The organism is Paenibacillus lutimineralis, assembly GCF_003991425.1.
Taxonomy (GTDB): Bacteria; Bacillota; Bacilli; order Paenibacillales; family Paenibacillaceae; genus Fontibacillus; species Fontibacillus lutimineralis.
In genome coordinates, this window is sequence record NZ_CP034346.1 from 5,389,773 (window position 1) to 5,414,982 (window position 25,210).

The 25,210-nt window shown below is 47.7% G+C and carries 24 protein-coding genes and 1 other annotated feature; of the genes, 8 read left to right on the forward strand and 16 right to left on the reverse strand.

Annotation, left to right across the window (positions count from 1 at the left end):
* The first annotated feature begins 105 nt into the window (after positions 1-105).
* Complete coding sequence (locus EI981_RS23850) at positions 106-1,440, forward strand: DUF2515 family protein (protein ID WP_127002491.1); 1,335 nt, start codon at positions 106-108, stop codon at positions 1,438-1,440.
* Between the two features lie 4 nt (positions 1,441-1,444).
* On the opposite strand, the gene EI981_RS23855 is transcribed toward EI981_RS23850, so the two are convergent.
* The 11 genes from EI981_RS23855 to EI981_RS23905 all read right to left on the reverse strand — a co-directional run bounded on the left by EI981_RS23855 (position 1,445) and on the right by EI981_RS23905 (position 14,862).
* Entirely contained in the window at positions 1,445-3,082 is a 1,638-nt protein-coding gene (locus EI981_RS23855; protein WP_127002493.1) for a putative polysaccharide biosynthesis protein, read from the reverse strand.
* 53 nt (positions 3,083-3,135) lie between these two features.
* Positions 3,136-3,615: a DUF456 domain-containing protein gene (locus EI981_RS23860; protein ID WP_127002495.1), complete on the reverse strand. Its 480-nt coding sequence runs from the start codon at positions 3,613-3,615 to the stop codon at positions 3,136-3,138.
* 13 nt (positions 3,616-3,628) lie between these two features.
* Positions 3,629-4,372 (reverse strand): Cof-type HAD-IIB family hydrolase, encoded by a 744-nt coding sequence (locus tag EI981_RS23865; RefSeq protein WP_127004971.1) that lies wholly within the window; start codon positions 4,370-4,372, stop codon positions 3,629-3,631.
* A gap of 304 nt (positions 4,373-4,676) precedes the next feature.
* Positions 4,677-5,573 (reverse strand): metal ABC transporter permease, encoded by an 897-nt coding sequence (locus EI981_RS23870; protein WP_127002497.1) that lies wholly within the window; start codon positions 5,571-5,573, stop codon positions 4,677-4,679.
* Complete coding sequence (locus tag EI981_RS23875) at positions 5,570-6,523, reverse strand: metal ABC transporter permease (protein WP_418789082.1); 954 nt, start codon at positions 6,521-6,523, stop codon at positions 5,570-5,572. Before EI981_RS23875 ends, EI981_RS23870 begins: the two co-directional genes overlap by 4 nt.
* Positions 6,523-7,281, reverse strand: coding sequence for a metal ABC transporter ATP-binding protein (locus EI981_RS23880; RefSeq protein ID WP_127002501.1), 759 nt, complete (start codon positions 7,279-7,281; stop codon positions 6,523-6,525). The genes EI981_RS23875 and EI981_RS23880 overlap by 1 nt, the downstream gene beginning before the upstream one ends.
* Before the next feature lie 46 nt (positions 7,282-7,327).
* The gene (locus tag EI981_RS23885) at positions 7,328-8,302 is read right to left on the reverse strand and encodes a metal ABC transporter solute-binding protein, Zn/Mn family (RefSeq protein ID WP_127002503.1); all 975 of its coding nucleotides are present in this window, start codon (positions 8,300-8,302) and stop codon (positions 7,328-7,330) included.
* A gap of 212 nt (positions 8,303-8,514) precedes the next feature.
* Positions 8,515-10,503 carry a peptidoglycan D,D-transpeptidase FtsI family protein gene (locus tag EI981_RS23890; protein ID WP_127004973.1) on the reverse strand — a complete coding sequence of 663 codons (1,989 nt, stop codon included), beginning with the start codon at positions 10,501-10,503 and terminating at the stop codon, positions 8,515-8,517.
* A 183-nt stretch (positions 10,504-10,686) separates the two neighbouring features.
* Positions 10,687-12,753 (reverse strand): peptidoglycan D,D-transpeptidase FtsI family protein, encoded by a 2,067-nt coding sequence (locus tag EI981_RS23895; RefSeq protein WP_127002505.1) that lies wholly within the window; start codon positions 12,751-12,753, stop codon positions 10,687-10,689.
* A 433-nt stretch (positions 12,754-13,186) separates the two neighbouring features.
* On the reverse strand, positions 13,187-14,335 hold the full coding sequence (locus EI981_RS23900) for a transglutaminase domain-containing protein (RefSeq protein ID WP_127002507.1): 1,149 nt from the start codon (positions 14,333-14,335) through the stop codon (positions 13,187-13,189).
* Between the two features lie 56 nt (positions 14,336-14,391).
* The gene (locus EI981_RS23905; RefSeq protein WP_227011573.1) at positions 14,392-14,862 is read right to left on the reverse strand and encodes a hypothetical protein; all 471 of its coding nucleotides are present in this window, start codon (positions 14,860-14,862) and stop codon (positions 14,392-14,394) included.
* Positions 14,863-15,159: 297 nt separating this feature from the next.
* On the opposite strand from EI981_RS23905, the gene EI981_RS23910 reads away from it, so the two are divergent.
* The 3 genes from EI981_RS23910 (at position 15,160) to EI981_RS23920 (ending at position 17,071) form a co-directional block, all read left to right on the forward strand.
* Positions 15,160-16,308: an MFS transporter gene (locus tag EI981_RS23910; protein ID WP_127002509.1), complete on the forward strand. Its 1,149-nt coding sequence runs from the start codon at positions 15,160-15,162 to the stop codon at positions 16,306-16,308.
* 178 nt (positions 16,309-16,486) lie between these two features.
* Positions 16,487-16,597: a sporulation protein YjcZ gene (locus tag EI981_RS29825; RefSeq protein WP_127004977.1), complete on the forward strand. Its 111-nt coding sequence runs from the start codon at positions 16,487-16,489 to the stop codon at positions 16,595-16,597.
* 126 nt (positions 16,598-16,723) lie between these two features.
* Positions 16,724-17,071 (forward strand): toprim domain-containing protein, encoded by a 348-nt coding sequence (locus tag EI981_RS23920; protein WP_127002511.1) that lies wholly within the window; start codon positions 16,724-16,726, stop codon positions 17,069-17,071.
* Positions 17,072-17,103: 32 nt separating this feature from the next.
* Here the strand turns inward: EI981_RS23920 and EI981_RS23925 are convergent, their stop codons facing one another.
* From EI981_RS23925 to trpS, 3 genes are all read right to left on the reverse strand, one after another.
* Positions 17,104-17,703: an SCO family protein gene (locus tag EI981_RS23925; RefSeq protein WP_127002513.1), complete on the reverse strand. Its 600-nt coding sequence runs from the start codon at positions 17,701-17,703 to the stop codon at positions 17,104-17,106.
* Positions 17,704-17,716: 13 nt separating this feature from the next.
* Positions 17,717-18,652 carry a heme o synthase gene (cyoE, locus tag EI981_RS23930; protein WP_127002515.1) on the reverse strand — a complete coding sequence of 312 codons (936 nt, stop codon included), beginning with the start codon at positions 18,650-18,652 and terminating at the stop codon, positions 17,717-17,719.
* 285 nt (positions 18,653-18,937) lie between these two features.
* Positions 18,938-19,918, reverse strand: a complete 981-nt coding sequence (gene trpS, locus EI981_RS23935) for a tryptophan--tRNA ligase (RefSeq protein ID WP_127002517.1) — start codon at positions 19,916-19,918, stop codon at positions 18,938-18,940.
* Positions 19,919-20,050: 132 nt separating this feature from the next.
* Positions 20,051-20,328 (reverse strand) — a binding site (T-box leader).
* Between the two features lie 148 nt (positions 20,329-20,476).
* Between trpS and EI981_RS23940 the strand changes: the two genes are divergently transcribed.
* On the forward strand, positions 20,477-21,445 hold the full coding sequence (locus EI981_RS23940; RefSeq protein ID WP_127002519.1) for an aldose 1-epimerase: 969 nt from the start codon (positions 20,477-20,479) through the stop codon (positions 21,443-21,445).
* Positions 21,446-21,613: 168 nt separating this feature from the next.
* Positions 21,614-21,850 carry an alpha/beta-type small acid-soluble spore protein gene (locus EI981_RS23945; RefSeq protein WP_127002521.1) on the forward strand — a complete coding sequence of 79 codons (237 nt, stop codon included), beginning with the start codon at positions 21,614-21,616 and terminating at the stop codon, positions 21,848-21,850.
* Positions 21,851-21,953: 103 nt separating this feature from the next.
* Here EI981_RS23945 and EI981_RS23950 read toward each other — a convergent pair whose 3' ends face one another.
* Together EI981_RS23950 and EI981_RS23955 are read right to left on the reverse strand one after the other, a co-directional pair.
* Positions 21,954-22,373: an O-methyltransferase gene (locus tag EI981_RS23950; RefSeq protein WP_127002523.1), complete on the reverse strand. Its 420-nt coding sequence runs from the start codon at positions 22,371-22,373 to the stop codon at positions 21,954-21,956.
* 310 nt (positions 22,374-22,683) lie between these two features.
* Positions 22,684-24,492 (reverse strand): M3 family oligoendopeptidase, encoded by a 1,809-nt coding sequence (locus EI981_RS23955; protein ID WP_127002525.1) that lies wholly within the window; start codon positions 24,490-24,492, stop codon positions 22,684-22,686.
* Positions 24,493-24,799: 307 nt separating this feature from the next.
* Between EI981_RS23955 and EI981_RS23960 the strand changes: the two genes are divergently transcribed.
* Together EI981_RS23960 and EI981_RS23965 are read left to right on the forward strand one after the other, a co-directional pair.
* Positions 24,800-24,973, forward strand: a complete 174-nt coding sequence (locus EI981_RS23960) for a YycC family protein (RefSeq protein ID WP_127002527.1) — start codon at positions 24,800-24,802, stop codon at positions 24,971-24,973.
* Positions 24,970-25,209, forward strand: a complete 240-nt coding sequence (locus EI981_RS23965) for a hypothetical protein (protein WP_127002529.1) — start codon at positions 24,970-24,972, stop codon at positions 25,207-25,209. Before EI981_RS23960 ends, EI981_RS23965 begins: the two co-directional genes overlap by 4 nt.
* Position 25,210: the final 1 nt, after the last annotated feature.

The following is a 25,210-nucleotide window of genomic DNA, read 5'->3' on the forward strand; positions in this document are numbered from 1 at the left end:
AACGCACATCGGAAGCATAAGCTTCGGTGCTGAAAACCTACCTTTTTGAACACACACTTATATCAACTACACGACAACATGCTTCGAAGAAAGCGAGGTCCAACCATGACGCAGCAAATTCCCCCTGATCCGGATAACACGTCCAAAGAGGGTCTAAGAAAATTGATTCTTCGTCTACCTACAGCGATCAGCGAAGTTGTTAAAGACAAGACTGCTCAGTGGACCAATTCCAGCAAATTAAGGGAAGAACGATTGCCCCTGGACTGGAACGAGGCTGCGGTCAATGCGGTTAAGGCGGAAGTTGAAGATTTGCTGCGCCGTAAATCTGCACTTGGAGGCATCGCCGAGCCCTGGACAGAAGCCGAGCTAAAGCTTGCCGAAGAGATTACCGACGCGACTCGTAAGGCGGAAATTAGCAATATTACACGCACCGAAGCTTATTGGCAGTTTTTTGAGCAATATCCAGAGCTGCACTGGGCCTTCCTGGCTCATATGGTATCGCGTAATGCCGGCTGGTGGATGACTGACCTGAAGGGGAGCAGATTACAGAATGTATTCGATGAAGAGGGAAAACAGTCTTTCTACCGTTTTTTTGAGCGCAGTAATGCGCTTATTTTCCAAGATGCCTTCCCGCAGCTTCTATTATATGCCAAGAGCCGCGAAATGGGCCGAAGCCTGTTCCACCTGCTTCCGCACTTCCATGTCTCCCGCTTCATGCAGCCCTTCTGGGAGCGGTTCTGGATCGACCGCAGCAGTCCACTACTGACTGTCGGGCTTATCATTAATGAACAGAACTATATAGATAAGCAGGTCTTTCGCCATCCGCATTATCAGATATCAATAGGTGATTTCAATGAATCCGCTCTGATTCAATTGCTCGGCATGAATCATATCATATTCCCGCTGCTGAAGAACAGCGGGGATGAAGACGGACTCAGAGAATGTGAGTCCGCAGCCGACGGGCAAGACTGTCCTGAATCTGGTGATGTGCGCCGGCTGGCCGGTCGCAGCGTCGTTAACCCGGTCAGTCTGCCCGCCCGCATCGCGCTAGGCAAGAGCCTGTACGCGATGCTGTTTGGCCTGCGCGCCGTGCACAGCGGCGCGCAGCGCTTCGCCGCGGGCGTGCCGCACACGGGCTCGCGCGCGGACTATTGGCCGGATTTGTTCACGGCCAATCCAGCGGAAGCTCTGACCCCCGCCCAGGGGTCAGAGCTTGCCGAAGGCGAGACGCTGCCCGGCGGCCAGCGTCTCTATAGCCCCAAGCTGACGGACGTTTGGGGCGACGCCCCCTACGAACCAATCCTGCGCGAGGATTGGTTCAAGGACCCGAGCGCGCTGAACGGGATCAGCGCGCCGCAGTCGCCGTACCTGTGCGACATCAGTCGCGAGCACAGGTACGGTATAACAAAGGCGGCGCTCCCGGAGGACGCCGCCGACTAGCAACTTACATGGTTCCGCCTTTACCTGCTGAACCGCGCTGCAGGCGCATGAGCGGTCTGAAGACCTTCTGTAGTGCCCGCGGATAGGTTCCCAGTTCTTCCTTACGGACAACGCGCAGAACGACGAGCAATACAGGATAGAGAGCCACCACGGCGGCCCCGACGATGCAGCATGTGATGAAGAAGGCCACGCGCCCTGGCATGAAGGCTTCCATCCCGACGCCAAGCTGATTCAGCCCATAACCAACTCCCGCCAAGGCAACGACGGTAAGCAGGAATCCTGCCCAGCGTCCTCCCATAATCGAGAACGGTACGATCTTCTTCATCGAGCGCAGATTAAGCAGCGTAATGACGAGGAAGCATAATGCTGTTGCAATAATAATGCCATAGATGCCAAGCAGCGGAGCCAGGGCATAGCTGGCTACCAACTTGACGATAATTCCGATGATGACATGCACCATCGATAAGGTCGCCTTATTAATCCCTAGCAGGATCGAGTTGCTCGTCATCATTGTAATCTGGAAGATCGTTGCAAAAGTAAGCAAGGCTACGATTCCACTTCCGTCACGTGTACTGAAGAGCAAACCGTTGACCGAGTAAGCCGCCGTCCCCAGAGCAAGAATAATCGGCATGCCGGTAAGTACGGCGACCTGCATGGCCAGAGTAACCTGCCGCTTCAAATGCGCCTGATCTCCGCGGGCAAAGGCTGCCGAAATGATCGGTACGAGCGATTGACTCAGCGCAATAGCTAGAATCGGTGGAATACCAGCGATCATTTGCGCCCGATTGCCAAGAATTCCGAGTACATATGTCGCTTCATTCGGACCAATCTGTCCCGACAAGAGCGGCTTCAGAATCGAGTTATCAATGAAGTTCACAGCCGATACTGTCATCGAAGAGACGACGATCGGAATCGACAGCTTGAAGATTTCCGCGTAGATGCGGCCATAGGAGATTCTGGCTTGTCCATCATCAGCCTGAAGCGGCAGCTCGCTGCGGTCCTTACGGCGGACCTTCATATTGTAATAGAGCATAACGAGCAGCGCGGCGACGCCGCCAATGACTGCCCCAAAAGTAGCCCCGGCAGCGATTTTCTCACCCGAATAACCCCAATGATAGAATAGAAAAGCTAGAATCAGACCCGTTCCGACGCGAACGAATTGTTCGATAACCTGCGAAATACCGCCAGCAATCATAATATTCCGCCCCTGCAAATATCCACGGATAATCGCGATCAGAGGAAATAACAGCAAGGCAGGCGCTAGCGCTCGAATCGTCACAGCCGTCTCGGGAATGCCCGATGCCCGAGCATACACCGGAGCAAAAATATACAAGAGTACGAACATCACAATGCCGGAAATAGCCGCAAACATCAACCCCGCATGATAGATTCGTCTTGCTTCCATCGGACGGTTCAGTGCATGGCGCTCCGATACCATTTTACTAAGTGTACTAGGAATTCCCGCTGTTGCAATTGTTAGCAGCATGAAATAAGCGGCATTCGCCTGGGAGTAAGATGCGTTCCCGATATCGCCTAAAATATGCTCCAAGGGAACGCGCTGGAACAAGCCCAGCACTCTGGCGATCAATGCCGCTCCGGCAAGAATTAACGTGCCTTTGATGAACGATTCTTTCTTGGACAAAAATAATTCCTTCTTTCCAGGATTACTGCAAGAGTAATGCGCGATATAATAATTTAGATAACCCATATAATAAATAGAATAATCATGACAAGCTGGAGGATAATCTTAACCACAAAGCTGCTGAATAAACCAACAACAGAGCCGATACCTACCTTAAAAGCTCTATCAATACTCTCCCCGCGGATCAGTTCCCCGATCATCGCCCCGAGCAGCGGACCAAGCACAAGGCCGAAAGCTGGTATGACGAAAGGGCCGACAATAATGCCGATGGTACTTAGCCAGATCGATAGCTTGCTACCGCCAAACTTCTTCACACCCCAGGCTCCAACCGCGTAGTCGGCCACCATCAGAACAACGACAATCAAGGTTTGAACGGTCCAGAACACCCACCCGAACGAATCGAACGAGAAGAACCAACCGTAGACGAAAAAGGCAAAATAGACAGCAAGTACCCCTGGCAAAACAGGATATACCGCCCCTGCCATCCCGATAGCAAATAAAGCGATGACCAATATCCAGCCCAGCACTGCCATGCAACGCTCACTCCTACGTCAAAATATAATCGCGGATAATTATCGCAATCCCATCATCATTGTTGGAAGCCGTCACAACATCCGCCTGTTCCTGAACTGCTAATTGCGCATTACCCATAGCTACGCCGAGGCCCGCCGCCTGAATGACGGCCAGATCGTTCAAGCTATCGCCGATTGCTACGACTTCCTCCATCCTCACGCCGAGAAGCTCGCAGACCGTACGAATTCCAGTCGCCTTATTAATCCCGGCAGGATTGATCTCCAAATTATAAGGGGAAGAATTCGTAATCTCAAGTCCGCCGATATTTTGCAGCTCCGTCATTAAGGAGTGGCGCAGATCATGATCCTCAGTATGATAACCGAACTTAAGCCAATGATTCTGCTCCAGCAGTTCCGGCCTCCAGTTCTTCTCATTATAAGTTCCTTCTACCGCATCTGCCCAGAACCATACATCATGATCCCGGGACATTTGATGCATCCGCTTCACGACCGACTGATCAAGTTGTTCCCGGCGATACAGTTCATGTGGAGAACGCCATACTTCACTTCCATTAACCGTTACCATGGGTGTACCCAGACCAAGCTGTTCGCCGAACGGCACCGCATCAACGAATCGGCGACCCGTTGACAAGCATACATGCACACCGGCTGCCATCGCCTTACGCAGCCATTTTTCCGTATCTGGAGAAATTTGGTGTTGATCTGTAAGTAAGGTCCCATCCATATCCAATGCCAGCAATTTATACTTCAAAGTAATCCCCCATTCTGTAAGTAAGTGTTCAAAAAGGTCGGTTTTCAGAACTTTTTGAACAACCTCTATAATTGATAATCTGAAATTCGGGAGTGTATAGCCTTTATAGGCACAACATACCGTCATTTTATCATAATCCTCACCGATCCACATAGACGCTGCTCACAGGAGAACATATAACCGGTAAATCCACAATTTACTATAGACATCTATCCACGTTCCAAATCTTCCCACCTCGCTGAACAAAGCAAAAAGAGAATCCCCCTTGATAGGAGATTCTCTATATCTTTTACATTGTTATCTGCTTCATTCATTCTGCTGCCTGTTTCAAACTGCCCACCCGCATCTGCTGTCGTTTCGTCCAACGGGAGACTAGCCCATGCGAAGGTGAGAACAGGAACGCTAGAACGAACAGAATTCCGCATACCGTGATCATCGAACCGGCAATCGAAGCATCGAACAGCTTCGCAATATAGTAACCGCCAGTAGAGCTGATAGCCCCGATCAAGACGCTGTACAGCAGCATCAGACCGAGACGGTCAGTCAACAGGTATGCCGTCGCTGCAGGGACGATGAGCATCCCGACGACGAGAATCGCTCCTACACTTTCGAAGGAAGCTACCGTTGATAGGGAGACCAGCCCCATCAATAAATAGTGGAACAACGCCACAGGTATGCCCAAGGCTGCAGCGAGCGCTGGATCGAAGGCGCATATTTTGAACTGCTTATAAAATAACACGATCGTAATCAGCACAATAAGGAAGGTTGCTCCCAGCATCCAGATAGCGACAGGACCCAGATTGTAGCCATTCCAGATCAAAGAATCCCATGGCACATAGGCAATTTCTCCAAATAACACACAATCCAGGTCCAGGTCTATATGCTGGGCATTGCGGCTGATCAGAATAACCCCGATCGCGAACAATGCCGTAAATACGATGCCGATGGAAGCATCTGACTGCAAGCCGCTACGCTGCAGCAATTGAATCAGGAACACGGTAATCAGTCCAAGCACCGCGGCTCCGAACAGCATCAGGAACGAATCCCGCGAGCCGCCGATGAGGAAGGCTATCGCAATGCCGGGAAGTACAGAATGACTAATCGCATCTCCCACCATCGCCATTTTGCGCAGGACGAGGAAGCAGCCAAGAATCCCGCAGGTTGCCGCGACTAAAGTGCCGGTAAGTATAATCCAGAAATCCATCATCCGTCTAGCCCTCCTTCCACAGTTCCTGCGCGATGGCGAGCTGTCTCGAGCGATTGAGTCTTACGTATATGCTGCCTGGTCCGCGCCCTACGCCATAACTTGGCTATAAGGCCGCGGTTCGGAGCAAATACCACCGAGACACAGAACATCGAAGTTGCAGCCAGTACAGTAACCGGTCCGGTAGGAAGATTCGATAGCGTTCCGCTAATCAATGTCCCCGTTACACCCGAGAATGCACCGATCACTCCGGCAATGATAACCATAACTCCAAGCGAGTCCGTCCAGTACCGGGCCGATACGGCTGGAGTGATAAGCAGTGCGGCTACCAACACAACGCCAACCGCCTGAATTCCTACAACGACAGCAATCACCGTCATGAATAAGAGCACCTGCTCCAGCAGCCCTACTTTCATACCCATCCCTCTAGCAAAGCCAGGGTCAAAGCTGACAAGCTTGAATTCTTTGAAGAATATGAAGCAGATCAAGATCAGCAACAGTGAGACAGCGCCCATCATATATACATCGGACTTCATCATTGACGCTGCCTGCCCGAACATATACTTATCGAGTCCGCTTTGATTTCCGTTCCCACTATGCTGAATCTTCGTCATCAACATGACCCCGATTCCGAAGAATACCGATAAAATAATGCCAAGTGCTGCATCCTGCTTGATGCGTGAATAACGAGTTATGGCATAGATGCCGAAGGTCGCTATCATTCCCGACACGATGGAGCCGATCATGAATAATCCAATCGATTTAACACCGCTTAACATGAAGGCGATGCAAATCCCCGGGAGTGCGGCATGGGCAAGCGCATCCCCTAACAGGCTCTGTTTGCGTAAATAAGTGAATGAGCCGATAACTCCGCTTCCGATTCCAAGCAATAAGGAACCCATCAGAATCCACTGCATATTCGGATCGGCAAACCAGCCTAATAAAGTAGACATCATGTAAGACTCACCGCCTCCTGCGCTACATCCTGCAGCATGGCAATCCTTCCGCCATAAGTCTTCTGCAGATTGGAGGAGGTAAATATCTCCTCGGTCGGCCCCGCAGCTACTAGCTTGCCGTTAAGTAGAACGACTTCATCAAAGTACTCCTTCACGGTGGACAGATCGTGGTGGACAACAAGCACCGTCTTGCCTTGCTCCTTAAGCTCATGCAGCAGACGAATGATCGCTTTCTCTGTCGTCGCGTCTACCCCGGCAAAAGGTTCATCCATGAAATAGAGTGTGGCATTTTGCGCCAATGCTCTCGCTAGAAATACTCGCTGCTGTTGTCCCCCGGACAACTGACTGATCTGCCTGCCCGCGAAATCCGCCATGCCGACCTTGGCCAGACATTCCATGGCGATCTGCCGCTCCTTCACCCCCGGACGGCGAATCCAGCCCAGATGTCCATATCTGCCCATCATAACTACATCCAGCGCATTCGTTGGGAAGTCCCAATCGACGGATTCGCGCTGTGGCACATAGCCGACCTTCTTCCGATTCTCTTGGTAACTGCGGCCAAATACCTTCACTGTGCCTTCAACAGCCGGGATGAGTCCCAGCACCGCCTTCAGCATCGTCGATTTCCCAGCCCCGTTTGGGCCGAGCACCCCGATCAGCTTCCCGGAAGGAATCCGAAAGGATACCGAATTTAATACCGGCTTCTTCTGATAGGCTACCGTCAAATTACTTACTTCAAGCGGGTACACACCCATGGTTATATCGCTCCTTATCTCCTTGGCGTTAGTCACCGCCTATATTTTATTTCAATGCATTTACGATCGTGCTTACATTGTGCCGTACCATTTTGATATAAGTATCCGCATCAGATCCCGGCTCCCCTAACGAATCGGAATACAATTCACCGCCGATCTCAACCTCATGTCCCTTCTCCTTGGCTCCGGCAATGACCGCTTCCATCGATTTCGTCGGTATGCTGGATTCTACGAACACCGCCTTGATCTTATTGTCGACCAGGTAATCCCGAAGCTCGCTCACATCCTTAGAGCCATACTCCGCGGCCGTACTGATCCCCTGCAATCCCATAACTTTAATCCCGTAGGCTTCTCCAAAATATCCAAAGGCATCATGTGCAGTTACAAGCACACGGCCGGATGGTGGAATTTCGGCAACCGCCGTCCGCACCTCTTCGTCGAGTTCCTTCAATTGCTGTATATATTTCTCGGCATTGTCTTTATAGAGATCAGCGTGGGCCGGGTCATAGCTGGCCAAAGCATCGCGGATTGTCTCCGTTGCTGATATCCAGTGCTTCACATTGAACCAGATATGAGGATCATACTGTGTACCACCTGCATCCTCCCCGGAACGAAGCAGCGAGGTATCAATTCCTCGGGATACGGCTACCGTCGGCTTGCTGCGCTCGAGCTTCTCGAAGATCTCCGTCATTTTTCCTTCCAGATGCAGACCTCCGTAAAAGATCATATCCGCCCGATCCAATCGTGTCATATCTCCTTGCGAAGCTTTATATAGGTGCGGGTCTACCCCTGGCCCCATCAAGCCGATAGCTTCAACCTCTTCCCCGCCGACCTCCTGAACAACATCCGTAATCATCCCAATCGTGGAGACAACTTGGATTTTGTCGCCATCCTCGGCTCTTTGGAGATGCGAGGCTTCTCCCTCCACTTTGGAGCAGGCTGCAACGATGACCAGCACCAGCACACTTAGTGTAATCTTCGCCCTCTGCAAAGGGCCTTTCTTAACTGAAATCTGTCCCATAGATTAGTCCTCCTAATATTTTGAGCAGCGCGCTCTGTTTTTTGCTTAGTAGAATAAATGTTTCATAGAGATACAATTGTTTCACCGAATTAAAAATGTTTCCCTAATGCAAATTCTAAATGATAAACAGGCCAAAAAGCAAGAACTATTTCCATTTTTACTGAAAATAGTTCTCACCATGGCCCTTAAATGATTAAAATAACTATTGTTTATTAGTGCTTACCGTCCTGCTGCTGAAGGCTTTTCTTCGGTATACCGTCCAGCCCATACTCTTGATCATAAGCATCAAAAATTTTACGGGCGACCGGTGCGGCGCTCCAGGCCCCGAAGCCGCCTTCTGGAATAATGACCGCAACTGCAAGCTTCGGATTTTTGCGCGGAGCAAAGGCGATAAATACACCGTTATCCCGGTTAGCCCCAGCTCCCCATTGCTCCGAGGTACCCGTCTTCCGGGCAAAATCATACGGGAATCCGGCAAAGGCAGATACATCGGTCCTCATCCCATCAATTACTGCATTCCAATAAGCATCTTTAAACTCAACCTTATTCAGTACCTTCGGCTTAAATTCTTTAATGATATTTCCGTTCTCATCGGTAATTTTGTTAACGATATGCGGCTCCATTCGCGAACCTCGGCTTGCGAGAGTCGCCGTATATTGAGCCAATTGCATGGTTGTATAGCCGCCCTGCTGTCCGAAAGAAGCATATACCAATCGGGATAGTGCTGTCTCTGATTCATTGTTATAGCCAAGCTGACCCAGGAACTCTTTAGGAAGGTCTACTCCCGTTGATATTCCTAGACCGAACTTCTTCATATATTTATCCCAAACGCCGATTCCTTCAGACTTGTATTTATTATATAACCTCTCCCCGACCATATCGACCATAAAGGCATTAGAGGAAACACGAATCGCTTCAGTGGGTTTAATTGGACCATAAGCATGCCTTCCTGAGTTGCGGACGCTAGATGAATTATTCTTACCAAAGTAGGCAATACCTGTATCAGGATAATAATCCGTTGTTGCAAACAGCCCCTCATTAAGACCAATCAATACAGACAAAGGCTTGATCGTTGAACCAAGCAGTACATTAGAGCCAAAATTATGTCCTGATTGCCCCGAACTATATGGGGTAATCGACCCATTCTGATAATTTGCTTCTATTTTAGCCCAGTCTTCGGGATTAATCCCGCCGGATTGCCATACGTTCGTATCATAATCCGGCATACTCGCAATGGCTACAACATTGCCGGTGTCCACTTCCATTGCAACGGCGTAGCCTGTCTTCGCATTAGGGTGGACCTCACCGGATACCCGGTTTTTATGGACCCAATCGATCTGATCCATAATCGCCTGCTCAGCGACCATCTGAATATTCTTGTTGATATTCGTATGCAGATCATATCCCTTCTCCGGTGGAACGATCTCCGATACGCCTGTAGCCATATTCCGCGGGTCGATAGGAACTTTCTTATATCCATTCTTGCCGCGTAAATACTCCTGATAGTACAACTCCAGTCCATCAGCACCAACGAGCTCCTCACCCGTATAATCCAGAGCAGGGTCCTTGTCCTTTGAAGCATTTGCTTTACGAGTTGATTCGTACAACTTTTCAGCATCCATAAATTTAAATTTCTTCTGATATCCAACCGTCTGTACAGCTACCGTATCCTTATCGTAGTGCCGAACGCTATCCTCAACGATGTCGATACCAGGGAACTCTGATTTACGCTCTAAGAAATAAGCAACTTCTTTCATATTTAATCCCGATTTGATCAGTCTTGGCGAATAACCGTTGCCTTTTTTGTAATCCAGGTCCAGTGCCTTGACGATATCTTCCTCCGTCATCGGCTCACTAGCCTTATCGCCATACTTATCGAATACTTCCTTTAGCTTCTTGGCGATTTCCAGCGCTTCAGGTCGGTTCTCCTTGCCCCGCGCCGACATGCTGTAGTCTTTCTGGAGTGTAATGTATAACGACTGCACCGCGGTCGAGTAAGCAAGCTTCTCGCCGCCTGCCGCTAAGATAGAGCCACGAATCGGTGATAGTGGGACATCCTTGATCCGCATGCTCATCTCCTGTTTGGACAGACTTGGACCTTCAACGAACTGCAAAATCGCCAGGCGAACAATGATGACCGTAAATATTGCAAATGCACTGAAAAAGAAAAGATTCAGTCTAATATTAAATCGACCCTTCATCACCGCTTCCTGCTCACCCCGGTTTATCGGATAGACGATTTTCAATGGATTCCCCCTACTTTCTTTCCACGAAATAGTCGAGATCAAAGCCTTGGACAAGTTTAGATAAAAAAAAACAGCGATCTTTCCTAAGCTATGCCGTGAAAGATCGCTGATGTATCGTCTTTATTCAATTTTAAATTCTCATTGCGTGTTATTCGTTTGACCGGTGCTCTGATCATTTGTCTGCTGATTTTGCGTCTTCTTCGGAACGCCATCGAGTCCATACTCCTGATCATAAGCATCGAAGATCTTACGGGCGACCGGCGCGGCGCTCCAGGCACCAAAGCCGCCTTCGGGAATAATAACCGCAACAGCAAGTTTTGGATTTTTGCGTGGCGCAAAGGCGATAAATACGCCGTTATCCCGGTTAGCCCCAGCTCCCCATTGCTGCGAGGTACCCGTCTTCCGGGCAAAATCATACGGGAATCCAGCAAAGGCCACCGGGACATTCGTCTCCATCCCGCTGATGACTTCGTTCCAATATGCATCCTTGAATTCGACCTTATTCAATACCGTCGGCTTGAATTCTTTGATGATATTGCCATTCTCATCTGTAATCTTGTTGACGATATGCGGCTCCATTCGCGAACCTCGACTTGCCAGAGTTGCCGTATATTGAGCCAGTTGCATAGCTGTATAACCCGCTTGCTGTCCAAAGGAAGCATAGGCCAGCCGTGAAAGAGCTGTCTCTGATTCCGCATTCTTATAGTTTAGATTACCTAGGTATTCTTTCGGAAGATCGATCCCTGTTGAGACACCGAGACCGAACTCCTTCATATATTTATCCCAGACGTCAATACCTTCATTTCCATACTTTTTCCATAATTTCTCGCCGACCATATCGACCATAAAGGCGTTGGAGGAATGGCGGATCGCTCCAGAAGGTCTCAGTGAGCCGTAGGCATGCCTTCCTGAGTTACGAACGCTGGAGGAATCATTCTTACCAAAGTAAGCGATACCTGTATCATTATAATAAGTGGTCGTCGTGAACAGCCCTTCATTAAGTCCGATCAATACAGACAGAGGCTTGATCGTCGATCCCAATAACACCGTCGAATCGAAATTATGCCCTGAACGACCTGAACTGATTGGAGTAATCGTCCCGTTCTGATAATTAGTCATAATCTTGGACCAATCGTCTGACGCAATCCCACCGGATTGCCAGACGTTCGTATCATAGTCCGGCATGCTCGCCATGGCCACAACATTACCGGTGTCCACTTCCATCGCAACAGCATAACCGGTCTTTGCATTAGGGTGAACTTCACCAGATACCGGATTTTTATGCACCCAATCAAGCTGATCCAAAATGGCTTGCTCGGCGATAAGCTGAATATTCTTGTTAATATTCGTATGCAGATCATACCCCTTCTCCGGAGGTACGATCTCGGATACGCCTGTAGCCATATTCCGCGGATCGATCGGCACTTTCTTGTAGCCGTTCTTGCCGCGAAGCTCATTCTGGTAATACATCTCCAATCCATCCGCACCAACAAGCTCCTCGGACGTATAATCCAGGGCAGGATCCTTGTCTAATGAATTATTGGCTTCACGGATCGGGTCATACCATTTAACGTCATCCATGGATTTATATTTCTTGAGATATCCAATCGTCTGTACAGCGACCGTATCCGTATCATAGTGCCGAATGCTATCCTCGACGATATCGATACCAGGGAATTCTGATTTACGCTCCAGGAAATAAGCAATCTCCTGCTTATTTAATCCTGACTTGATCAGTCTTGGCGAATAACCATTGCCCTTGTTGTAGTCCAGGTCCATCGCCTTAACGATATCTTCCTCCGTCATCGGCTCATTGACCTTATCACCATACTTATCGAATACCTCTTTCAGCTTTTTGGCGATTTCCAGCGCCTCAGGCCGATTCTTCTTACCCCGTTCGGATTTGCTATAGTCCTTCTGCAGTGTAATGTAGAGCGACTGCACCGGAGTCGAGTAAGCAAGCTTCTCGCCGCCTGCCGCTAAGATAGAGCCACGAATCGGTGATAGCGGGACATCCTTAACCCGCATACTCGTCTCCTGCTGCGACAGACTTGGACCTTCTACAAATTGTAGGATCGCCAGACGTACAATAATAACCGTAAAAATAATAAATGTACTGAAAAAGAATAAGTTCAAGCGAATATTAAAATGACGCTTCAGCTTGGCTTCCTGCTCGCGAGGATCGTCATTGTATGAGTTCTTCATGGGCGTTTCTCCTCTTTCATGCTTCCATACTTCATCAACTATATTAACATAACGATTCAATCCGATGCGAGGTTACACACCTGGTACTAGACTTATTTAAGTACGTGTTCAAAAAGTCCGGTTTTCAGCACCGAGAAGGTTGGATAAAGCTAGGGTCTGAGGAGCGGAGCGTACGTTTTGGGTACGTGAGCACCTGAGATGTTTCCGTAGGAAACATGACTTCGTAAGCATTTGCTTAGGCCCGGCTGAATTCAAGATTCGATGTCGAATTTGCTTCCTGATTCACTTCGTGTTAGATATAGAATTTATAAGTTATCAGCGTAGCTGATGAAATTCTATATCGCAAGAAAACCTACCTTTGGATCGCGGTCGCTCATCCTTGAATGACTTCGATCGGTTTTCTTATCAAAAGCGGATTTTTTGAACAACCTCTTTAAACGGTTTTGTCAGGAACATGCGTATCATAAAAAGCAGGCGAATTGAACCAATCCCCACTTTGCGCCCAAGTTGAATCAAGCGGAATCCACTTGTCCTTCTCTGTCAGATATACCTCATTCCAGGCGTGAGGTCCGTATCCTCCTCTACCGTCATATCCTAATCCGGTCACAACCTTCACTTTAAGACCCTGAGACCTAGCCATAACCGCATACAGACGTGAGTAATCGATGCATACTCCCTTCTTCGTATCAAAGGTCATCTGCGGCGTCTGTTCATGCCAGTCCCCCCGCTCTTCATAATCCTTGACCTTACCATAATCATAGCTCACTCTGGAGCCGACCCAGTCATAGAGACGCCTTGCCTTCTCTTCATCCGTACCCGCGCCTTCCGTTACTTTGGCCGCAGCCAGTTCGATATCCTGCGGAACATTGGCATCTATCACCTCATACTTCCGCTGCAGAATACCGTTGAGTTCCGCCTCCACACTGCGAGTGAACACCGGCAGCTTTTCCTTGATCAAGTCTCCAGTCAGCGGCTCAATCACTGTGTGTGCTCCTTGTTGGTATACTGTAGAAGCCTGCACATATTGACTGAAGCTACTGTTCGGAAACAGTGTAACGACGATAAATAAAAGGACGATCATCATCATACATCTGACCGTACCGATTACGGTACCAATACATGCCCCGATAATTCTGCTCAGGAATGAGGCTCTAGCCCTTCCGCCGAAAGGAGCGCGCTCAAGCGAAGAACCTCCTAGTAAAAACGCTGAGAGCAATCCCAGTATAGTGCGGATCAACCAATAGCTAATAATAAACAACACAGCGAACCGCATCAGTGGAAAGTCACGAATCGCGGTGACGATTGTGTAATATACTTGTTCCCATGTTGCCATATCACGCTGCGGGTACGTAATGGAGGAGAGCCAATCTTGTACCTTCGGGGATAACCATATGGTGAGAGGAATCGACCCGATTATACTCACAACAGACAGAATTCCCCCACTAACTAAGGTGAACAATCTTCCCGCCGTACGGGACGCCCCACGCGCCCATCCTTGCAGCACAGATATAAGCAAAATACATATTAGCAATGCGTTAATCCAGTTCATTTCTTGTAATTGTTGAGCCAAGACCATCGTCATGCTTGCCCCCTATCTTGATGACTTATGGTCATAATATTTAAGGCAGACCTTACCCGCTACTTGCGCTTTGCTTCTTCAATAAACGCCTCTATCGTATCATTGACCTTCCATTCACCCACAGATACGCCATGGAACTTAACCTTTACTTTACTATCACCGTCACTGCCTGTGACTTCAAGATTAGGCGTCTTAATCGTAAACGTTCCATCGCTATTCTGAGTGATTTCCGCTTCCGCTGCTTCCTTCTTCATCATCTGCAGAACTTCCGACTTGGTGATATCAGCAGCCTGGTCCTTCACCGTCTCTACCGCATTGCCAATATCCTTAAGAGATATGCCACTGTATATAATGATGAACGCAGCAATGACAAGGACTAGCGCCCATTTGACTAAGGTCTTAACAAAATTCAGCACCAGAAATAGGATAACCAGGGCTACGACAATGACGAGCCAGTTTTGTTTTAGAAATTCAATCCACACATCAACATTCAAATCCATATCCATTAACACCCCTAAACTCTTAATCATTCATGTTCAAAAAGGCCCGTATTTAGCTCTTTTTGAACTACCTTGCATATGTCAGAGCTACCCGATTAAGCGGACGCTCCCTTATTATACATGATGGCCAGTTCCAATGACAGCTTAACCCCAATTTAACAGGAAATCACAGAAAATTATGTATGTCATGTACCGAAAGGGGGTATAAGTTCGTCCCAAGCGACGTACAAGTATAGCATAATGACTTTTAAGAGGTAGTTTAAAAAGTCCACTTTTGATAAGAAAACCGGCCTTTTTGAACACTCACTTTTAGAGGAGGGCAAGGCAGTGAAAATCGCTTTCTGGCTTTATTTTTTTATGTTCCTCGCTTTCTTCGACCTACATGCGCAATATCCTATTCTGACGCCCTTTGCATTGTCACTCGGGGCTGCGCCTGCCTTCATTGGTTGGATGATGGGTATATATGCGCTAACACATCTGCCTGGCAATCTAATTGCTGGACAGGGCGTGGATCGGCACGGAAGCCGTGGCTATATGATATTCAGTCTGCTCTCTGGGGGAGCGATCCTCCTACTGCAGGCCCATGTCACGGAGCCATGGCAGCTTCTCGTGCTGCGCTCGATTAGCGGATTTGTGCTTGCTTTCCTGTCCCCGGCTTGTCTGGCCCTGCTCGCTTCCCTGTCGAGCAACGCTGTGAAACAGGGGAAGTTGATGGCCGGACATGGGGTCATGCATACCCTTGCTTCTGTCGTCTCCCCGGCAGCCGGGGCCTTTCTTGTCGCCCGCACCGGTTTCACCCTTACTTTCCAGACGCTTGGCTGGCTCATGATCATTACCGGTGTTATCGCCATGTTCACGATCAAGGAACCGCCCAAATTAAAGACCACCCTACAGCAACCTATGAAGAAGGCACCTATGAAGCTCAATATCATTCCTATCTATTTCTATTTGCTGCCCTTTGCCGTATCCTGCGCCCAAGGGATTCTATATTTTGAACTCCCGCTCCAGGCCGGTGGATTATCCGGGATCATGCACACTGGACTTTACTTCTCGATTATTAGCCTCGGGGCTCTGGCGACCTTATCGTTGTTGTTCCTGAATCACTTCTCGCCGTATATTAGAACCTATCTCGGAATACTCGGTATTGCTCTGTCCTTCTTCTCACTAGCGGCACTCGACTCGATTCCGATTGTCATTTCGCTATTTGCCCTCGGCCTGGCCAAAGGTATCGTCTTCCCTGCCATGGCTTCCGTCTTTATCGACTTATGCGGGGGAAAACGACTGGGAACCGTATTCTCAATGCAATCTATTGCGATGTCAATCGGTTCATTCCTCGGCCCCATTATTGCGGGAACAATGCATAATAACTACTCTCCTTACTTCTTTGCCTTCTTGCTCTTAATGCTGGTTATTATCGTCGTTCCTACCTGGAGAGCAAATATGCCTGCTTCCTTCACCGTACCAACGGAAAGATGAAGCAGTTGAGCAGGACTTTTTGAACAACCTCTATAGGGGCATTCACATATAATTTTGAACATGGTTAGGCCATTGCACAGGGCAGGAGCGTAGATTAAACATAGTATATTTTGTAGTTACTGACCCAAGCATAAAAAGGGAGGTGATCAAAAGTGGGTCATATCGAACCGTGTGGACCATGCGGATCAGGGTCATCAGCCCAAGAGTTGGCGGTTGCTGGTCATCAGCAGGCACCATCTTGGTACTCTATATTTTGCTGGTGATTATCCTGCGTGCCCCTTTCTGGTAGGATGAAATCATGGCCCGCGGTCTGTCCCCCTCCCGACAGGCCGCTTTTATCATGTTTTTGCATGAGATGGCGGTCAGGTATACACTATAAGAATTAACCATCCCAACGTGATCGAGGTGAACCGCCATGCCGATAAGCATCATCGTCGAAGGCAAGAATGATCGCAGCAAGCTGCTCAGACTGCTTCATGAAGATATATATATTCATTGCACCTTCGGTACCTTGAACAATCTCAAGCTAGAATCGCTTCGCAAGCAGGTTGGAGATGATGAAGTTTACTTATTTATGGACAACGACGCTTCTGGCAAGAAGATCCGCGCCATATTACGGGACACCTTCCCGGATGCCGTCCAGATCTATACGAGAAGAGGCTATGCTGGTGTGGAAGGTACGCCTGACGAATATATCATCGCCCAATTAGAAAAAGCCGGGCTAGAGGAATATATTGAATATCCTCCTCCCGGCTTCGTCTGAAAATGAGACAGGCCAAATATGAAGCTGAATTACTATTCTTTGGCTAGATCGATAACACCTTGGGCGATCTCCTGAGGCGTAGACTCTGGACGGTATATATTCCGCAAGTTGCCGTCCCGGTCAACCAGACCAATCAGATCCATATGGACAAAATTGTTATTCTGATCCTTATTAATTAAAATTTTGAATGAGTTCATAGCCAGATCCATCGTCTTCTGCTGATCTCCCCGCAAGAAATACCAGCCTGAATAATCGGCCTTAAATTTGTCTCCAAACGCCTTAATGGCTTCGCGCGAGTCTCGCTCCGGATCGAAGGAAATCGAGACGATCTCGGCATCCTTGCCGAACATCCCTTTATCCTTAAGCAGGTCCTGTACTTGACTTAAGCGGAAGGTCGTGAGTGGACACACATCCGGGCAACTGGAGAAGAAGAAATAAAATAGCCGAACCTTGCCGTTTGTATCCTCTAGCGTAATATTGCGACCATCTACATTTTCCAAGCTGAAGCTCTCCACTGGCCGGATAATCGGCAGCTTGGGCTTGGCATAGGTAGTCCAGAGCAGATACCCCGCCATTATGATACATAACGCCAGCAAAATCCAGGTCAATTTATATTTCTTGAGCAACGACATCCTCAAACCTCCATTACAATCGTACTGTATCGAGAATCATGACGATCATGCTGACTGTCAAATAGTTGATTGAGAACAAGAATACCCGCTTCGCCCAAGCATCATTTTCCTGTGAACGGAAGCCTTTTAGCGCCATCAACAACCAGGATACGGACAGAAGCTCACCGATGATAAGGAACCACATTCCTGTATAATCGTAGACATACATTAATATTGGAATAGGCAGTAGTAGAACCAGATAAGGAATCATTTGCAATTTCGTTCTCGGAATTCCCTTTACAACTGGCAATAACGGGAAGCCTGCCGCCCGATACTCCTCTACACGCCGGATGCCGAGCGCCCAGAAATGAGGAGGTTGCCATAAGAACAGCATCGCAAATAACAGAACAGCTCCAAGGTCAACCTTACCTGCAGCCGCTACATATCCGATCACCGGAGGCATAGCTCCTGATATCCCTCCAACTGAGGTACTCCAGGTCGAGGAGCGCTTCAGCCATAATGTATACACAACGACATATACGAGCATTCCAATGACACCAAATACGCCGGCCAGCAGGCCGTTGCCGATAAATAGTACAGATAATCCCAATATACCTAATATAATGGCATACCAGAGCACCGTCTTCGGCGACATCTTCCCAGTAGGAAGCACGCGATTCTGTGTGCGGGCCATCTTCATATCCAAATCACGGTCAAAGTAATTGTTGAACACACAGGAGGAAGCCATAACCAGTACGGTTCCCAGTAACATGAGGATTAGTTTGCCGTATTGTAAATGCCATTGAGAAGCCACCCAAAAGCCAGCAAAAGCCGCGATAAGATTTGAACGCAAAATACCTGGTTTGGTTAGCGCGATAAAATCCTTCCAAGTCGCTGCTTTTCCTGGAGGAGTAGGTCTCACGGACAACGCTGCCGATTCTGAAGGTGCAGTGTAAGAAATTCTGTCCATGTCGGATATTTCCCCCTAAACTATAAAATTTGTCTTCCTATATAAAGAAGTTCACGAATAATTCAATGAATCCATATTACACTATAAACTTTATCATACCAAGAAGGAGAAATGTTTGACAATCATCCGATAAAAAGCAGGGATTGTGACAATTTAATGACAGAAGTTGTGTAACAGAATTGCAATTCTACTATCTAAAAAGCCCGGGCATCGATTATGCCCGGGCTAAGTTCTGAATTAATTAAATTATATGATAAGCCTAAAGTGGACTTTTTGAACTACCTCTTAGAGGAGGAAGCCCATCATTCGTTGTACATCCTGCAGTACCTTCTCCGCTTCCTCGTTAGCTCTCAATGCGCCTTGACGCAGAATGTCATGAATTTCTCCTGAGTTTCGGATCTCATGATAACGCCGCTGAAGCGGTTCAAGCACGCTAACGACAACTTCAGCCAGATCCTTCTTGAATGGCCCGTACATTTGGCCTTCATATTTCTGCTCTACCTCAGCCACTGACAATCCAGAACATTGACTGTAGATCGTGATGAGATTGCTTACCTCCAGTTTCGCTTCCGTGTCAAATCTAACCTCACGTCCCGAATCTGTCGTCGACCGGCTGATCTTCTTACGAATTTCATCCGGGGTATCGAGCAGTGCGATATAACTTCCCGGATTCGGGTTACTCTTGCTCATCTTCTTAGAAGCATCGTCAAGCGACATAATTCTGGCGCCAACTTTCGGAATATAAGGATCAGGGAGTGTGAAGTATTCGCCAAAGCGGCTATTGAAGCGCCCTGCCAAATCACGTGTCAATTCAAGATGCTGTTTCTGGTCTTCCCCTACCGGTACCAGATCAGCATTGTAGACCAGAATATCCGCAGCCATGAGTGACGGATAGACAAACAATCCTGCCCCTACAGATTCTTTGCCTGCTGCCTTATCCTTGAACTGGGTCATCCGCTCCAGTTCTCCCATTGATGTCAAGGTTGTTAGAATCCATCCCAACTGAGCATGCTGACGGACATGGGACTGCATGTACACGTTAGATTTATTCGGATCAATACCAGCAGCTACGAACAGAGCCGCTACTGCCTCGGATTGCTCGCGCAGATTAGCCGGATCCTGCGGAACTGTAATCGCGTGCAAATCAACAACCATAAAGTTACAGGAGTAATCATCCTGCAACGTGACGAAATTTTTGAGTGCTCCAATATAATTACCGAGCGTAAGCTTGCCGCTAGGCTGAATGCCGGACAGAACTTTTTTCATAAAAAACTGCCTCCTCCATATATTTAGATTTAAAGTTTGAAGTGAATGTTCATAAGTACAGTTTCAGCACCGGACCATTCCCAGATTCACTTCGTAATCAAAAACGGACGCAAAAAAGGCCTCACATCCCTGTGAAGGGACGTGAGACCGTGGTGCCACCCTTATTCGTATAGAACGATAACCAATAGCCGCGACGATCTGTTCGCCTTAAGCCGATGAGAACTATACCTCTAATGTCCGTAACGTGGATTGACCGTCCGGTAATACTTGCAAAAGGCTCGATTTCCTTTTGGGTTCATCCGGAACTCCGGGGTCCATTCAGCAAAGTCATTCCTACCGGTTCGCATCCAACCACCGGCTTTCTGAAGGAAATAAAAACATTGTCTACTTGTCCCCATCATCGTGTTCATTTATGATATTCTAAATTATACTCATAATAATTGGCTTATTATACAATGTCAAATCTATTTTTCGTCCTTGAAAAAAAGTGTTATGATAGTGCTAAGCTTTTTTAAAACCGATTATTTCAGATGAATATGTGGGAAAAGGAGCAACGATATGAAAAAAGTGACCAAAGGACAATGGAACGGTTATGACACGTACATTTTAAATAGCCGTGAACTTGAAGTCACACTGCTACCCCGCCTTGGTAATAATGTAATCAGCATTTGGGATCATGTTGAGAAGCGCCATGTTCTTCGTCATCCAGAGGAGACTGAGCTTGAATTCTACTTGCAGAAGCCTTACCATTTTGGCATTCCGATGCTCATTCCACCGGGTCGTATTCGCAAAGGACATTTCACCTATGCAGGACAGGAGTATCAATTTGACCGGAACACGGCCAATGACAATCATATTCATGGACTTCACCGTACACAGAGCTGGTGTGTCAGCGATATCGAGGAAGACGATGAAGGCTGTGCCGTAACTACTGAGTTTTTAACTTCCGATGACCCGAATTGGATGCGTCAGTATCCCGTTCCGCTCAAGTTAGAAATGACGCTCAGGCTCCAGGGTGCTTCGCTGAAGCAGACTTTCAAGGTGACACATTTAGGTGACAAGCCAGCTCCATTCGGCTTAGGTTTACATACCTGGTTCCTGCTAGACGGCAAGCCTGAGGATTGGACGCTCAAAGTACCGGTATCCGCCATCTATTCCTCAAATGAGGAACTGATTACTACCGGAGATATCGCGCCTTTGGGCGAGCTTAATGCCCTCAATGACGGATTAAATCTGAGCGGTACCAACTTTGATACGATGTTCCAAATTGGAGACAAATCCGTAACGGCCGATCTGCTCCGCAAAGATGGTTACGGACTTCATTACTCCGCAGATCCAGCTTATTTCAAGCATTGGGTGCTGTATACAAAAGGCGAAGCCGACCAATTCTTGTGTATCGAGCCTTATACATGGCTGCCAGATGCCCCTAATTCCAAGCACCCTGCCTCTGTTACAGGTCTGATCGACCTACAGCCAGCACAAACTTTGGAATTCTATGTGAACCTGGATATGATTTATCGTAGCTAAACAAAAGAATAATATATCGAGAGCCTTCCTTTATCGGAGGGCTCTCTTTGTTATACAAAGAGCCTATAAATTTCAAACAATTACCACTTTGCAAATTAGCAGTTATACTGAATATTTTATTCTGCAAAAACCATACTAACATCACAAAGGCCAAAGGAGGTGACAAACATGGCAGGTCAAAATCAAGGCCGTAACAACCGTTCCAACAACCTTGTTGTTCCTGAAGCAAATTCTGCATTACAACAATTGAAGATGGAAGCTGCACAAGAGTTGGGCGTATCCATCCCACAGGACGGTTACATGGGGCACTATACTTCTCGCGAAACCGGATCTTTAGGAGGATACATTACCAAACGTCTGGTTCAAATGGCAGAGCAGCAATTGTCGGGTCGTTCTAACATGTAATACACTCTCTCCTGTTCACACCTATAGAAAGACAGGTGATCTGCATTGGCAGGTCGCCTGTCTTTCACTATGATATCCAAAGTTCCTTAATTCACTTAAATAATTATGAAGATAAATCTGATCCTTTGTATGTATTCGCTGCATTTACTCTTGGATACCTCTGAATCATTAGGTTCGCCATATTATAATTGGACTCCAGAATAGCATCGACCATAATGGTGCCCTTCTTCAATGCGAACTCATAGCTAATCTCCCCATGAGTCCAATAGCGTTTGTACTTCAAAGCCTCAACTGCCATCACGCGAAAAGAATGAAGTTGTTCTGAAGATAAGCCCTGTTCTTCTTCCTCCAAATGACCGTTGCGGCCAGCGATCGGATTGTGGCGAATGCCGAATTTACCAATTATATTATTGCGAATTTGAATGAATACGGTGCCTGATGTCATACCTCCAAGTTCTACGGATAATTCCTTAAATACAATATCGACCTGTCTTGCCAACGAGAGCTGATCGGCTGTCAGCATACTCCCCCTCCCTTCCTATGTTGTTCCCTTGAACTAGGGCTTATGCCTCATTATATTCCAATATATTCTATTATTCAACAATTAGAAACAAAATTGGTTATAAATTACTATGTAAATAACGACTTTATACCCTATTTTCCTACTTAAATAACATCATTAAACAATAATCTTCGTTCATGGATTGCCTCCTTTTTCAGCACATGCCTCTCATTCGCGATTAAATTCCTCAATAATTGGGGCAGCAAACCGAATTGTCATAAAAAAGCCGTCCCTGGTAGAAATAACCTACTTTTGGGACGGCTCGTTCGCCTTACTTGGTCATATCAAGGAACATTTGCGCATCCGCAACAGCTAGAGCCATCGCATCGCGCCAGAAATCAGGCTTCGTTAAATCTGCATTCAAGTGCTTGGACGCCAATTCTTCTACTGTCATGCGACCCGTATCGCGAAGAATAGCATCATATTTCTCCGCGAAGCCCTCTCCTTCCTTCAGCGCCTGGGCATAAATTCCGGTACTGAACATGTAGCCGAAGGTGTAAGGAAAATTATAGAACGGTACATCAGTAATGTAAAAATGCAGCTTGGATGTCCAGAAGAGAGGGTGGTAATTTCCAAGCGCTCCATGATAGGCTTCACGCTGTGCTTCCTCCATCAGAGCAGATAGTTCAGAAGCATCCAGCATACCTGACTTACGCTTCTCATAGAAGCGAGTCTCGAACAGGAATCTGGCATGGATGTTCATGAAGAAGGATACGCTATTCTGCACCTTCTCAGCGAGCAGTGCCAGCTTCTCTTCTTCGCTTCCCGCATTCTTCAGAAGCGCATCCGCCAGAATCATCTCAGCAAAGGTTGATGCCGTCTCGGCTACATTCATTGCGTAATCCTGATTGAATTGTGGCAGCTCTTCCATCAGATATTGATGGTACGCATGTCCCAGCTCATGAGCCAAGGTAGATACGTTTGAGTAGTTACCGCCGAAGGTCATGAATATCCGCGTCTGTTTGCTAACTGGCAGTGAAGTACAGAAGCCCCCCGGACGCTTCCCTGGGCGATCTTCAGCTTCGATCCAGCCACGGTTAAATGCGTCAGCCGCAAAATCAGCCATTTTCGGACTGAATTTCCCAAATTGCTTCACAATATCTTCCGCCGCCGCTTGGTAGCCTATCTTTGTCTCTGACTTGGCGAGCGGTGCATCCACATCACCCCAACTAAGCTGTTCCACTCCAAGCATTTTAGCTTTACGTTCCAAATACGAGACAAAGATCGGTTTGTTCTCCTCTATAACCTGCCACATCATATCCAGTGTCTCTCTGGACATGCGATTGATCTGTAGCGGCTCCTTCAACGCATCTTCCCAGCCGCGCTTCTCGTACAACTTCAAACGGAATCCGGCCAATCTGTTCAATGTATCTGCGCTATAGTCAGCTACATCCCCCCAAGCCTTCTCCCATTCCACGAATGTTCTCTCGCGAACATCACGATCCGAATCGCTCAGTTTATTGGCCGCCTGTCCGACGGAGAGCGTAGATTTCTTCCCTTCATCATCAGTAAATTCAACGCCAACTTTGGCTACAATCGTATCGTAATGTTGTCCCCAGCCATGATATCCATCCACAGCCAAATCTGCAGCCAAACTTTCCAATTCTGGAGAAAGCTTCTCACGAGCGGAATCACGCTTCTCATTCATAACAAAAGCGATTGGGGCGATCTCATCCCGAGCGATCCATTCCAGCCAAACCTGATCTTCCGTATCGCGCAGCAAACTTTCGAACAATGTCATCACATTTTGCAGTGCTGCTCGCAGCGAGGTCACTTTTCCAGTTAGCTGAACCGCCTTCTTATCATGCTGATCCTGAGCCGTCAGACATTCAACAAAGGCTCCTGCCTCAAGCAATCTTGCCCTCGCACTTTGCAGCCCCTCAATTGTCTGATCCAAAGCCCGAGTCTCATCAATATTTCTTGGTACTGACGCTTGCTTCAATGCCGAATAAAGTTCAGCAAGATTGCGGCCCAGCTCATCCAGGAACTTCGCGAATTCCACTGAGGCAGAGCCTCCAGGGAAGATGGAGTCCAGATTCCAAGTCTCTACAAGCTGGTCATTTACAGATACCTGTTTCATCGATATATCATCCTTTCTTCTTTAAACTGCCTCGCACGAATTGTGGAACTGATTCAAGTAAAAGTGTATAACTATTGTATAGGTTCAAAAAGTACGGGTTTTCAGCACCGAGAAGGTTGAATGAAGCTAGGGGCTGAGGAGCGGAGCGTACGTAGTTTGTACGTGAGCACCGGAAGGCCCGGCTGAATTCAAGATTCGACGCCGAACCTACTTCCTGATTCACTTCGTGATCAAAAGCGGACTTTTTGAACTACCTCTTTAGGTATACTCTTATTTCTAGAATTCAAGACAGGAGGCATGTTCCACTATGAAACCATTGCAAATCTCGCCGGAGACGGCCGTGAAGTTGGCCGCAGAACTGAAAGTTCCGATCGAGCACCTAATGCATATGCCGCAGCATATTCTGCTGCAGAAGATCGCTGAATTAGCTAGCAAAGACAACGGGAGCAATCCTTCTGATGTTAAGGATGAACCAAAATGATTCCTTTTAATAAAGCTCTGCCCTATGACATCATTATGGGTGATGTTTATCTCCCGCAATGTCCTTTCTGCCAAAGCGATAACGTTCTGCTTGCAAAATTTAAGCCGGACGATATCATCCATGTGCGGGAGGGCAAGAAGAAACTCTTGGTCTTCCCTTGCTGCGGCAATAAAATTACGGTGCTGGACAGCGACAACGATTACTTATTAACCGATACTATCGTTCGCAAGGATTAAT